Source organism: Agrobacterium sp. DKPNP3 (assembly GCF_052686535.1).
This window is the reverse complement of the sequence record NZ_JBQYSN010000063.1, coordinates 17,919-30,154: the sequence shown is the minus strand read 5'-3', so window position 1 is coordinate 30,154 and position 12,236 is coordinate 17,919. Positions and strand designations below refer to the sequence as shown.

The following is a 12,236-nucleotide window of genomic DNA, read 5'->3' as shown; positions in this document are numbered from 1 at the left end:
GTTGTCGTTCAAGATGACGATCAGCCGCGCATCGAGCGCGCCGGCATTGTTCAACGCCTCAAACGCCATGCCGGCAGACATGGAACCGTCACCGATGACAGCGATCACCTTGCGGTCGCTGCCATCGAGACCCGCCGCCACCGCCATGCCGAGACCGGCGGAAATGGAGGTGGAAGAGTGACCGGCGCCGAAATCATCATATTCGCTTTCGGCCCGCCGGGTGAACCCGGAAAGCCCGTTTTCCTGGCGCAGCGTGCGGATGCGATCACGCCGGCCGGTCAGGATCTTGTGCGGATAACATTGATGGCCGACATCGAAGATCAGCCGGTCTTCCGGCGTATTGAATACTTTGTGGATGGCAATCGTCAGTTCCACGACACCAAGGCCGGCACCCAGATGGCCGCCGGTCTTCGACACGGCGTCAATCATCTCGTCGCGCAGTTCCCTGGCCAGTTCCGGCAGGTCGCGATCATCGATCTCCTTGAGATCGGAGGGAAAATTCACCCGGTCAAGCAATGGTGTCTGTGGCATTCCGGTCAATCGTTCGGCCTTTTCTGGTGGTCTCCGGGCGGCGCGTGAGAACGTCTTTCATCGCGAAAGCCGTCGGGTGAGCCATGCATGTCGTATACTTCTATAGAATTTCAACCTTCCGGCAAAGGGACAAACTCTTCTTCGTCACCGGGAACGATGTCGAAGCGACTTGTTCTCCACTCCTGTTTGGCCTGCTCTATGCGTTCTTTTGATGACGAAACGAAGTTCCACCAGATGTAACGGCGCTCATTCAGTGCTGCCCCGCCAAAGATCATGATGTGACAGCCATTGCTGCCGGCCTGGAGCGTGATGTCGTCGCCGGGCCGGAAAACGAGCAGCTGGTCGGCGGCGAAGATATCGCCGGCCACATCCAGCGAACCGGACAGAATATAGATCGCCCGCTCTTCATGATCGGCGGAGAAGGGGAACTTTACGCCCGGCTCCAGGGTCAGGTCGACATACAGCGTGTCGGTAAAGGCCGAAACGGGGGAGGTGAGGCCTTCGAATTCGCCGATCACCACCCGGCCGGATGCGCCCTTGATATCGATCAGCGGCATCTCTTCTTTCGCGGTATGCGCAAAAGCCGGGTCGATTTCCTCCATATGATCGGGCAGGGCAAGCCAGGTCTGCAGGCCGGACATGGACAGCGGATGGCCGCGCAGGTTTTCCGGCGTGCGTTCCGAATGCACGATGCCGCGCCCGGCCGTCATCAGGTTGATGTCGCCGGGGCGGATGACAAGCTCGGTGCCGAGACTGTCGCGATGCTTGATTTCGCCGTCGAACAGATAGGTCACCGTGGAAAGCCCGATATGCGGATGCGGCTTGACGTCGAGCGCCTCACCCGCCTTCAGGATCGCCGGCCCCATGCGGTCAAAAAAGATGAACGGGCCGACAAGCCGCCGCTGCCGGGTCGGCAGCGCCCGGCGCACGGCAAAACCGCCAATGTCGCTGGTGCGCGGAATGATGAGGTTCTCGATGGCGTCGCAGGCAAAGGCATCGCCCGCGACGGGGTCGTTGCCGGGAAAGAAGGACATGGTCAGCTCCTCGTATTGTTACGCGGAAGCTTAACACGAATGGAACGGGACGGGAGCGCTGTAATGATGAACGCAGCGTCACACCGTTCAACAGGACGTGTTTATTCCCCGTCGAGCGGCTCCACACCCTGCGGCTTGCCTGCGCGGTCGAGACGGATCTTCTCGATGCGCTTTTCGGCAGCGTTCAGCAGCGTTTCGCAATGCTTCTTCAGGGCTTCGCCGCGCTCATAGATGGCGATGGATTCGTCCAGCGCCACGTCTCCGCGTTCCAGGCGTGCGACAATGCTTTCCAGCTCGGCGACGGCTTTTTCGAACGAATAACCGCTGACATCGGCTGTGTTGGCATTTTCCGTCATGTTCAACCCTTCATCATTCTCAAGATATGCATGGCTGCCGATTCCGCCAGCCCTTCCAGATCATAACCGCCTTCCAGCAGGCTGACGACCCGGTTCGATGTGTATTTATCCGCCATCTCCAGAAGCCGGCCCGTCGCCCAGTCGAAATCCTCTCCCACCAGATTGATCTGCGCGAGCGGATCGCGGTGATGCGCGTCGAAACCGGCAGAGATGAGAATGAGATCAGGCGAAAAATCCGCAATCGCCGGCAGCACGCGCGATTTGAAGGCCTCGCGAAAATGCTCGCTACCGGTATTGGGCGAAAGCGGCGCGTTGACGATGTTGTTCTTCACGCCGGTTTCGTTCTTGTCACCGCTCCACGGGTAAAGCGGCATCTGGTGGGTGGAGCAGAACAGCACGGATGTGTCGTTCCAGAAGATATCCTGCGTACCGTTGCCGTGATGCACGTCCCAGTCGATGATGGCGATACGCTCCGCGCCGTGCGCCTTCTGCGCATGGCGGGCGGCAATCGCCACATTGTTGAACAGACAGAAACCCATGGCCTTGGCGGTCTCGGCATGGTGGCCGGGCGGGCGGGATGCGACGAAGACGTTGTCGGCGGCACCGGTAAACACGTCATCCACGGCCGCCATGGCGGCGCCGATGCCGGTCAGCGCAGCCTGAAGGCTTTTGGGGGAGAGATAGGTGTCGGACTCGATCCGGTTGATCTCACCGTCCTCTTCGGGAACCTGCCGCATCACGGCAAGAAGATGCTCTTCCGGATGGGCCAGCAGGGCCGCGTCTTCATTGGCCTGCGGCGCTTCCTTCCGGTCCAGCCGCTCGAAATTCGGATGTTCAAGCGCGATGCTCAGCGACCGCAGGCGGTCTGGCCGCTCGGGATGGCCGGAAGGCGTGATATGCTCAAGGAAGATCGGATGTTCGTAAAGTCGGGTCGCCATTCTTTCCTCCCTGAGACTTCAATCAGGCGCGCTGCGGCAGAAGCGGATAACCGGCCATCACCGCACGGCCGGCAAGGGCGGCAAGAACGGCTTTCAGCGCATCGCCGGGAATGAAGGCGAGCGAACCCATGAAAGCCTTTTCAAAGCCGAGCCCCACGACGACAGCCAGATAGGAAATGCCGAAAGCATAAAGCACCACCACGCCGCCGATCAGGCTGGCGATGAAGAAACCGACGCCCTGTGCCAAAGCCGACTGGCCACGATGGACGAATTTTTCCGAGAGGAAACCGGTGACAAAAACAGCTGCAATCCAGCCGATCAGGAAGCCCGTTGTCGGTGTCGTGAAGATCGAAAGGCCGCCGCGTCCGCCCGAGAGCACCGGCAGGCCGATGGCAGCGATCAGGATCGTCAGCAGAACCGCAAGCGTGCCGCGCTTCGCGCCCAGCACCACACCGGCCAGCATCACGCCGAGCGACTGCGCGGTGATTGGCACCGGAATGAAGCCAAGCGTGATTGGCGGCAAAAGACCAAGCGCAATGATGATGGCGGAAAAAAGAGAAATCAAAACAAGATCGCGGGTCGTCATGACACTAAAACTCCTGAAGATTATATGCCTGTCAGCTTTGGCCTCTGAAACCGCGGGCGTCAATGGCGTCGGCAATGGCATCGGCATCCTTCAACGTCATAATGACGAGCGGCACGACGATCGTCGCCATCCGCACGGGCAGGCCACGGGCGCGATGTGCATCACGCACCGCATGGTAACGGTTGACGATTTCAGGCACGAAGCGCACCACCAGCCCGACGGCAAGCCCGATATCGGCGGCCTTGAGCAGCCCCAACCTTTCCAGAGGCCCAGCAGCGAGCGTGATTTCGTCCATGAACTGCGAGATGCTGACGGTGATGGTGACGGCGGTCGCAAGCAGCGCGAGTGCCGTGAGGCGCAAAAGATTGACACTCGCATCATTGACGGGAAGCAGGAGATAGCTGAAGGCGGCAACGAGGGAGATCGTCAGCATCACCGGCCGCAGCCGCAGGGCGATGTCGCGCAGGGGCAGGCGCGTCGCGCTGAGAACGCCGGCAGCCAGAACGGTCGCGGCAACAAGCGCCGCCAGATCGCGGGTGAGAAAGAGCGCGATGCTGAAGCCCATGAGCGTCAGGAGTTTGAGGCGCGGTGAGACGCGGTAGAGCCAACCGGTTCCGTCGACATGCAGCGATCTCATTGCAATGCCACCTCCAGATAGTGCGCGACCGCTTCTTCGGGCGGGGCGTCAGCGATCAAGGCCCCCTCGTGAAACACCAGCACGCGATCGAAGCCGGTAAGGAGCGGCAGATCGTGGGTGATGACAACAAGCTCCTGCGGCAGCGCCGCCATGGTTTTCTCCACGATGGTCCGGTTCTTGAGATCGAGCTGGTTGGTCGGCTCGTCGAGAATGAGGATTTGCGGTTGGGTGATGAGAAGCGCTGCGAGCGCCGAAAGCTGCAATTCGCCGCCGGAAAGCTCATGCGCGCGCCTTTCCTCCAGATGCGCAATGCCGAGCCGGGATAGAACGGCCTTCACTCTGCTTTCCGTCTCGGTCTTGCTCAGGCCGAGCCGTTTCAGGCCGAAGGCGACATCGTCACGGACGATGGGCAGGATGATCTGGTTCTGCGGGTTCTGGAAGATGAAACCGACCATCTGCAAGACAGCCCTGGCATCGGTCACGGTGTCCAGGCCGTTGACCGTCACTTTGCCCGCGTCCGGCTTGTTCAGCCCGTTGATCAGCCGCGCGAACGTCGTTTTGCCCGATCCGTTAAGGCCAATCACGCCGATTCGCCGCTCCAACAATGTCAATGACAGCGGCTGCAGCACCTGCCGGCCTTCGAAAACGACACTGGCGGCGTTAAAACGGATTTCCAAGTCTCTATCCTCGCGCTCGTTGCCGGTTCTATACCGCTTCATCAACAGAAGTAAAACAAGGAACAAAAAAAGAACATTGCAATCGCAAAAAAGCCGTTCTACCTTCGGTCGCATGATGGTCAAGGTTTCGAACGAGGCGGCAAGGCGGATTTTTCTGGCGCGGCAGGGGCTTTCCTCACCGCCCGGCAAGGCGCTTTCCAAAGAAGGGCTGCTGCAGCTCATCACCGATCTGGGTTTCGTACAGGTGGACAGCATCGGTACGGTGGAGCGCGCCCACCACCAGATCATCTTCTCCCGTAACCAGACCTACAGGCGAGGTCATCTGACGACGCTGCTGGAAAAGGACCGGGCGCTTTTCGAACACTGGACGCATGACGCCTCCATTGTGCCGACGGAATTTTACCCCTATTGGAAACACCGCTTCCGCCGCCGCGAACCGATCATTCAGGAGCGCTGGCGCAAATGGCACGGCGAGGGCTTCGATGCGGCTTTCGGCGAAACGCTGGAGCGAATCGCCGCCACCGGTCCGGTTTTGGCGCGTGAACTGAAGGAAGAGGGGCACCAGTCCGGCGGCTGGTGGAACTGGCATCCCTCCAAGACCGCGCTGGAATATCTCTGGCACACTGGCAAGCTTGCAATATCAGGCCGTGTGAACTTCCAGAAGGTCTATGACCTGGCCGAACGCGTCATTCCGGGCGAACATCACGAAACCGAAGTGGCGCACGACCAATTCATCGACTGGGCCTGCCGCGAGGCACTGAAACGGCTGGGGTTCGCCACCCACGGCGAAATCGCCGCGTTTTTCGATCTTGTGACGCCGCAGGAGGCGAGGGACTGGGTCAAAGGCCATCGTGACGAACTCTGCGAGGTTTCGCTTCTGTCCGTTGACGGCGAAACGGCCCGCCCGTCCTACGCTTTTGCCGATTTCACCGCTGACCTGACGGACGTGCCCGAACCGTCGTCCCGCGTCCGTGTCCTGAGCCCGTTCGATCCGCTGCTGCGCGACCGCAACCGCACCGAACGGCTCTTTGGCTTTTATTACCGGATCGAGGTCTTCGTGCCGGAGCCGAAACGGCAATATGGCTATTATGTTTTCCCGCTTCTGGAAGGCGACCGTCTCATCGGCCGCATCGACATGAAGGCGGAGCGAAAAGGCAGCACGCTGGATGTGCGTCGCCTGTGGCTCGAGCCCGGCGTGCGCGCTTCCGCCGGACGGCTGGAAAAGCTCGACGCGGAACTATCGCGGCTGGCGAAGTTTACTGGCGTGGAGCGCGTGAATTATCTGCAGGGGTGGCGGGAGGAGTAGGTCGGTCGCCCAGGATATTGTGAGAGGCGCGGGTCCGGACACCTTCCCCTCGCTCTTAAGGAGCAGCGGCGTTGCGGCATGTTTATTCTCCCCGTCGGGGAGAAGGTGGCCCGAAGGGTCGGGTGAGGGGGCAACCCCAGAGATGAAGCGAGAGCTTGCACCCTTATCCCGCTGCCGCGGACTTCTCGCCTTCGGGGAGAATGCCGCACCCGCTCGCCTCACGATTACGCGATGGGACTAGGCAAAGACCCAAAGCTCACCCGATATCCGTCGCCGAAATCTGGATGCCGAAACCTTCCAGCCCGACATAGTGGCGCTCACGCGTTGTCATCAGTTTGATGGAGCTGATACCGAGATCTTTCAGGATTTGCGCGCCAAGGCCGATTTCAAGCCACTCATTCTCGCGCGAACGGGCCTGGGCGTGCGCTTCATCGGGGTCGCGTGCCTTGCGCCGTCCGGCGACCTGGCCAACGCCAACGGAGCCTTCACGCAGGTAAACGATGACGCCGCGGCCTTCCTCGGCTATTTTTTGCATGTACTGCCGCACCGGCTGGCGATCGCCGAACACGTCGTCGGCGACGTTTTCCGGGTGAAGGCGAACGGGAATGTCGATGCCATCCCTGATGTCACCGAAAATAACAGCCATATGCTGCATCGGGTCCCAGGGCAGGGAATAGGTCTGCGCCTTGGCAGGCCCGAAGGGCGTTTCGATGGTGAAGGAGGATTCCATCTCCACCAGCGTTTCCTTGCGCTGGCGATAAGCAATGAGATCGGCGACCGACACGTGTTTCATGCCGTGTTTTTCGGCGAAATCCAGAACCTGGGGGCCACGCATCACCGTACCGTCGTCATTCACCAGTTCGCTGATGACGCCGATAGGCGGCAGGCCGGCGAGACGGCAGAGATCGACCGCCGCTTCGGTGTGACCGGAGCGCATCAGCACGCCGCCCTCGCGGGAAATCAGCGGGAAAATATGGCCCGGCCGGGTAAAATCAGATGCGCCGACATTGGGATTTGCAAGATTGCGAACGGTCAGCGTGCGGTCATCGGCGGAAATGCCTGTCGTCGTGCCATGCTTGAAATCGACGCTGACGGTGAAGGCTGTGGTATGCGCGCTGTCATTTTCCGCCACCATGGCGTTGAGGTTCAGCCGCTTGGCCTCTTCGCGGGGCATGGGGGCGCAGACGATGCCTGACGTGTGGCGCACGATCAGCGCCATTTTCTCGGGCGTGCAGTGAACCGCCGAAATGATCAGGTCGCCTTCGTTCTCGCGGTCGTCATCATCGGTCACGACGACGATTTCGCCCGCTTCGAAAGCGCGGATGGCGTCGACGACGCGTTTCTGATCATAGGCCATGGTGGTCCCCTTTATTTCAGTCGGCCGGTCTGGCCGCGGTCCCTCAGGTAATGGTCGGCAACGGTGCAGGCGATCATCGCTTCACCGATCGGAACGGCCCGGATGCCAACGCAGGGGTCGTGGCGACCCTTGGTGCGAACATCGACATTGTTGCCGTCGGTATCGATCGACAGGCGCTCCGTCAGGATAGAGGATGTGGGCTTGATGGCGAAGCGGGCGATAACAGGTTCACCGGTCGCAATCCCGCCCAGAATGCCGCCCGCATGGTTGGACAGAAAGATCGGCTTGCCGTCATTGCCCATGCGCATCTCGTCGGCGTTTTCCTCACCGGAAAGCTCGGCAGACGCAAAGCCCTCGCCGATTTCCACGCCCTTGACGGCGTTAATCGACATCAGGTTGGAGGCGATATCCTGGTCGAGCTTGGCATAGATTGGCGCGCCGATGCCGGCGGGAACGCCTTCCGCGACCACTTCGACCACGGCGCCGATGGAAGAGCCGGCCTTGCGGATGCTGTCGAGGTATTCTTCCCAGACCGGCACCATCTCGGGGTCCGGGCAGAAGAACGGGTTTTGGTCGACCTGATCCCAATCCCAGTTTTCGCGGTTGATTTTGTGCTTGCCGATCTGCACCAGCGCGCCGCGCACATTGAGACTGGGCACCACCTTGCGGGCAATCGCGCCCGCAGCGACACGCGCCGCCGTTTCACGCGCCGACGAGCGGCCGCCGCCACGATAATCGCGAATGCCATATTTCAGGTCATAGGTGAAATCCGCATGGCCGGGGCGGAAGCGCTTGGCGATCTCGCCATAATCCTTGGAGCGCTGGTCGGTATTTTCGATCAGCATCGAAATCGGCGTGCCTGTCGTGATCATCGTTTCGCCGTCCTCATCCAGCATCACGCCGGAAAGCACCTTGACGATGTCGTCCTCACGGCGCTGGGTCACGAAACGGCTTTGCCCCGGTTTGCGCTTGTCCATCCAGCGCTGCACCTCGGAAAGGGTGAAGCGGATGCCGGGCGGGCATCCATCCACCACACAGCCAAGCGCCGGCCCGTGGCTTTCTCCCCAGGTGGTAACGCGAAAAAGATGACCGAAACTGTTATGTGACATAATTCTCAAACCGGAAAGCAGGGCACCTGTGGACGGCGCCGTTTGAAACAAGCGGATTTGTCTTAGTGGAAAATCCGGTCAAGACAAAAGCCTTTCTTTCATAGCCCGCCGGATAACAAGGCGCGGCGCGGGCCACGACTTCATCAGAGGCGAGATGCGACAGCCCTGACGGGAAGACATGGAACTTGATTCGAGCTCGTCTGCGGGTTCCGGAAATGACGATTTTGTAAAGCCGCGGCTGTTTTCCACCGCAATCAATGGTTTTCCAGCATTGCCGGAAAATGCGGTGTAGAAATCACTAACGGCTTGAACAGGATTTGAAATCCGTTCATCAATTGGGCTGAAAATGTCATGGTTGCGGGCGATTTCCGCCACATTCGAAAGGCAATTCTTCATGCATGTAAAGTTTTCACGCAAATCCACGAAAGCTAGATCGATGCGTATGATGATTGCCGCCCTTCTGGCCACCGCCAACCTCCTGATGCCGATCAACAGTTTCGCCCAGAGCGTCGACGTGGAAGGCACGATCAGCAAGATCGATGCGAATGGCCTGAGCATTACGCTGAGCGACGGCAAGACCTACCGCGTGCCGGAAGAATTCAATTTCGAAGGGCTGAAAGCGGGCGTGAAGGTCGTGGTTTTCTACACGGAAGTGGATGGCAAGCGCGTGGTCGACGATCTGCAGGTTGTTGAGTAAGCACCAGCCCCTCACGCCAAAACCTCCGTTGTGAAATGAGCGGATGCCTCTTGTTTCTTCTCCCCGGCGGGGAGAAGGTCGCGGCAGCGGGATGAGGGGGCGAGGGTGCTGTCTATAGCTATCGTTGCCCCCTCATCCGACCCTTCGGGCCACCTTCTCCCCGGCGCGGAGAAGAATTAAGCGGCGGCCTTTGCGCCAAATATACGGGCCGCTCGAGTAGGACGATGCAGAGGGTTATGCCCCGTGATCTCTCACAAAATCCACTCCGCACTATTCCTGTCGATCTCGACCTTCAAAATCCGGTCCTGCGGAATTTGCGTTCTCGATGCCTCGTCCTTGTCCATGCCGGATACCAGCCGGAAGATCGAGCGGATGACGCCGCCGTGGCAGACGCAGATTGTCTGCCTGTCCACGGAGGAGAGCCATGCGCCGATGCGCCAGGAGAGGATTTCGTAGCTTTCGGCATCCTGGCCAGGGGGGATGAAGTCCCACTTGTTGGCCTTGCGCGCCTTTACGCGGTCAGGGAATTCCTTCTTGAGCTCGGGCAGGGTCTGTCCCTCCCAGTCGCCAAAGGACACCTCGATCAGGCGATCATCGGTGCGGTATCCCGTGGGATCGAGGCCCATCGCGCCGCGCATCAACTCCATTGTCTCGCGCGTGCGCCCGAGCGGGCTTGCCACGTAGTCGAAGTCTTTTGCCGTCTCGCCGAGAAGGCGGGCAAGGATGAGGCCGTTGCCGACCGCCTGCTGGCGGCCGAAATCATTGAGCGGAATGTCTTTCTGACCCTGAAGCCGGCGTATCGCATTCCAGTCCGTTTGTCCGTGCCGGATCACATAGACGAGCAAGGCGATACCCCTGTTTCAAGCCGTTCCCGAAATGGTCAGTCCTTGACCACCGAAATATCAGGCGCGTCCACCGCCTTCATGCCGATCGTGTGATAACCCGAATCGACATGGTGGATTTCGCCGGTCACGCCGGTCGAAAGGTCGGACAGCAGATAAAGCGCCGACTTGCCGACTTCTTCGATGGAGACTGTGCGCTTCAGCGGCGCATTATATTCGTTCCACTTCAGAATGTAACGGAAATCGCCGATGCCGGACGCTGCAAGCGTCTTGATCGGCCCGGCGGAAACGGCGTTGACGCGAATGCCGCGATTGCCGAGGTCGACCGCGAGGTAACGCACGCTCGCCTCGAGTGCAGCCTTGGCCACGCCCATGACGTTGTAGTTCGGCATGACCTTTTCGGCGCCGTAATAGGTGAGCGTCACGATCGAGCCACCGTCATTCATGACGGGCTCCGCCCGCTTGGCAACGGCGGCCAGCGAGAAGACGGAGATGTCCATGGTGCGGTTGAAGTTGTCGCGGCTGGTATCGAGGTAACGGCCGGTCAGCTCGTCCTTGTCGGAAAAAGCAATCGCGTGCACGACGAAGTCGATCTTGCCCCAATGCTTTTCCAGCGCGGCAAAAACGGCATCAATCGTCTCGAGATCGGTCACATCGCAATGGCCGGCCATGAAGGCGCCGAGTTCCTGTGCCAGCGGCTCGACGCGCTTCTTGAGCGCATCGCCCTGCCAGGTGAGTGCGAGTTCCGCGCCAGCGTCCGCACATGCCTTGGCAATGCCCCAAGCGATTGAGCGGTTATTGGCGACACCCATGATGAGGCCGCGTTTGCCAGCCATAAGGCCGGATGCCTGAGCCATTTTATGCTCCCTGATACTTTCGATTGATCCTGCCTATGGCATAGGCTGCAATCCTGTTCAAGATTGCCAAAGATCATCAACTGTTAGGGAGCGTAACAAAGGGTGCGTTGTCCCGGCTATTCGCAAAACTTTCACAAATAAAGGCCTTCGCGCATGTGGCGCATCAGGTCGGTTACCTTTTCATCCGGTTTCTCGTGCAGGACGATGCGCAATTCGATGACGAGATCGCCCGATCCACCCTTGCCGTCGGCAAGGCCCTTGCCAGCAAGCCGGAGGGCGCGGTCCGAGCCTGACCAGGCCGGAATGGTGATGGTTTCTTCGCCGAGCGGCGTCACGACCTTCGCGTCGCAACCCAGAACCGCATCGCTGAGCGAAATGGCAAGCGTCGTGTGAATATCGAAGCCACGCAGCGAAAACACATCGTCGCGCGCGGCAAGCAACGTGACTGCAAGATCGCCGCGCGCCATGTTGGGGAGCTTCAGCCCCTGTCCCTTCAGCCGCACAACATGGCCATCGGTCATCCCGGGCTCGAGCTGGAACCGGACGTCCCGCTCGTCGGCAAGAGAAACGGTAATCCACTTCTTCTCGAGCAGATCGGCGACCGTAACGATGGCTTCTGCGGTGATGTCAGGCACTTTTTCCGGAGCCGGCTGCGGCGCACGGAACCGCCGCACCAGCGCGCTGAAAAGATTGGCAGCGAGCGAGGCGGGCGCGGTCTTGTCATCGCCGGAGGCTGTGGCTGCGGGCATATCGCCTTTCGCAGCGCTCGCGGCCGCCTTTGCGGCTTCCGCCGCCTGCTGCACCTTGGGATCATTCTGGGCGTCTGCGCCGAAGATGCGCTCGACGATGTCTTCGGCGCTTTCCGGTTTGCTATCGGCTTTGTGGCCGGTCTGCGTCCGGTTGCGGGCGTCCGCGCGGGCCAGTTCCTCCATCAGCTTTTCGGCGGCCTTGGCACGTTCGGCAGCCTCGCGCGCGGCTTCCCGCTGCTGCATGATGGTTTCGCCGGCCTTTCTCTTTTCCGCGGCCTTGCGGGCCTGATCGTAGAGATCGCGCTTTTTCGGGTCTTTCAGAAGGTCGTAGGCCTGACCGATCTCGGCAAAGCGCGCCGACGCATCGGGATCGTCGCGATTGGCGTCCGGGTGAACGGTTTTCGCCTTCGTGCGCCAGGCGGCCTTGATCTCGTCGTGGCGGGCGTCACGTTTTACGCCGAGGATAGAATATGGATCGCGCATGCGAAGCACCAGCTACGTTGGCTCAGGCGCTGCCGCCCTTCATGGCGCAATCCTGAAACGAACCTCTCCGATAAGGG

Annotated in this window: 15 protein-coding genes; 2 read left to right on the top strand and 13 right to left on the bottom strand. The window is 60.2% G+C overall.

The features are described from left to right. The 7 genes from ACUTJJ_RS16985 to ACUTJJ_RS16955 form a co-directional block, all read right to left on the bottom strand. Nucleotides 1-540: 1-deoxy-D-xylulose-5-phosphate synthase N-terminal domain-containing protein (locus ACUTJJ_RS16985; protein WP_445542863.1), on the bottom strand; the 540-nt coding region annotated here is incomplete at its 3' end. Nucleotides 541-641: 101 nt separating this feature from the next. Continuing rightward, on the bottom strand, nucleotides 642-1,565 hold the full coding sequence (locus ACUTJJ_RS16980) for a pirin family protein (protein WP_445542862.1): 924 nt from the start codon (nucleotides 1,563-1,565) through the stop codon (nucleotides 642-644). A 101-nt stretch (nucleotides 1,566-1,666) separates the two neighbouring features. Beyond that, a complete protein-coding gene (locus ACUTJJ_RS16975) occupies nucleotides 1,667-1,921 on the bottom strand; it encodes an exodeoxyribonuclease VII small subunit (protein ID WP_003503059.1) in 255 nt (84 codons plus the stop codon). 2 nt (nucleotides 1,922-1,923) lie between these two features. Continuing rightward, nucleotides 1,924-2,859 carry a histone deacetylase family protein gene (locus tag ACUTJJ_RS16970; protein ID WP_445542861.1) on the bottom strand — a complete coding sequence of 312 codons (936 nt, stop codon included), beginning with the start codon at nucleotides 2,857-2,859 and terminating at the stop codon, nucleotides 1,924-1,926. Between the two features lie 22 nt (nucleotides 2,860-2,881). Continuing rightward, nucleotides 2,882-3,445 carry a biotin transporter BioY gene (locus ACUTJJ_RS16965; protein WP_445542860.1) on the bottom strand — a complete coding sequence of 188 codons (564 nt, stop codon included), beginning with the start codon at nucleotides 3,443-3,445 and terminating at the stop codon, nucleotides 2,882-2,884. 31 nt (nucleotides 3,446-3,476) lie between these two features. Next, entirely contained in the window at nucleotides 3,477-4,082 is a 606-nt protein-coding gene (locus ACUTJJ_RS16960; RefSeq protein WP_445542859.1) for a CbiQ family ECF transporter T component, read from the bottom strand. Then, entirely contained in the window at nucleotides 4,079-4,759 is a 681-nt protein-coding gene (locus ACUTJJ_RS16955) for an energy-coupling factor ABC transporter ATP-binding protein (RefSeq protein ID WP_445542858.1), read from the bottom strand. The genes ACUTJJ_RS16960 and ACUTJJ_RS16955 overlap by 4 nt, the downstream gene beginning before the upstream one ends. A 112-nt stretch (nucleotides 4,760-4,871) precedes the next feature. On the opposite strand from ACUTJJ_RS16955, the gene ACUTJJ_RS16950 reads away from it, so the two are divergent. Continuing rightward, complete coding sequence (locus tag ACUTJJ_RS16950) at nucleotides 4,872-6,065, top strand: winged helix-turn-helix domain-containing protein (protein ID WP_445542864.1); 1,194 nt, start codon at nucleotides 4,872-4,874, stop codon at nucleotides 6,063-6,065. 256 nt (nucleotides 6,066-6,321) lie between these two features. Here the strand turns inward: ACUTJJ_RS16950 and ribB are convergent, their stop codons facing one another. From ribB to ACUTJJ_RS16935, 3 genes are all read right to left on the bottom strand, one after another. Further along, nucleotides 6,322-7,422, bottom strand: a complete 1,101-nt coding sequence (ribB, locus tag ACUTJJ_RS16945) for a 3,4-dihydroxy-2-butanone-4-phosphate synthase (RefSeq protein WP_445542857.1) — start codon at nucleotides 7,420-7,422, stop codon at nucleotides 6,322-6,324. 11 nt (nucleotides 7,423-7,433) lie between these two features. After that, nucleotides 7,434-8,531 carry a chorismate synthase gene (gene aroC, locus ACUTJJ_RS16940; protein ID WP_445542856.1) on the bottom strand — a complete coding sequence of 366 codons (1,098 nt, stop codon included), beginning with the start codon at nucleotides 8,529-8,531 and terminating at the stop codon, nucleotides 7,434-7,436. Between the two features lie 78 nt (nucleotides 8,532-8,609). Next, the gene (locus tag ACUTJJ_RS16935; RefSeq protein WP_445542855.1) at nucleotides 8,610-8,954 is read right to left on the bottom strand and encodes a hypothetical protein; all 345 of its coding nucleotides are present in this window, start codon (nucleotides 8,952-8,954) and stop codon (nucleotides 8,610-8,612) included. 13 nt (nucleotides 8,955-8,967) lie between these two features. Here ACUTJJ_RS16935 and ACUTJJ_RS16930 point away from each other — a divergent pair, with 13 nt between their 5' ends. Then, nucleotides 8,968-9,228, top strand: coding sequence for a DUF1344 domain-containing protein (locus ACUTJJ_RS16930; RefSeq protein ID WP_063947821.1), 261 nt, complete (start codon nucleotides 8,968-8,970; stop codon nucleotides 9,226-9,228). 251 nt (nucleotides 9,229-9,479) lie between these two features. Here the strand turns inward: ACUTJJ_RS16930 and ACUTJJ_RS16925 are convergent, their stop codons facing one another. The 3 genes from ACUTJJ_RS16925 to ACUTJJ_RS16915 form a co-directional block, all read right to left on the bottom strand. Further along, complete coding sequence (locus tag ACUTJJ_RS16925; protein WP_445542854.1) at nucleotides 9,480-10,073, bottom strand: histidine phosphatase family protein; 594 nt, start codon at nucleotides 10,071-10,073, stop codon at nucleotides 9,480-9,482. Nucleotides 10,074-10,108: 35 nt separating this feature from the next. Next, a complete protein-coding gene (gene fabI, locus ACUTJJ_RS16920) occupies nucleotides 10,109-10,927 on the bottom strand; it encodes an enoyl-ACP reductase FabI (RefSeq protein WP_063947764.1) in 819 nt (272 codons plus the stop codon). Between the two features lie 131 nt (nucleotides 10,928-11,058). Next, the gene (locus ACUTJJ_RS16915; RefSeq protein WP_445542853.1) at nucleotides 11,059-12,159 is read right to left on the bottom strand and encodes a DnaJ C-terminal domain-containing protein; all 1,101 of its coding nucleotides are present in this window, start codon (nucleotides 12,157-12,159) and stop codon (nucleotides 11,059-11,061) included. Nucleotides 12,160-12,236: the final 77 nt, after the last annotated feature.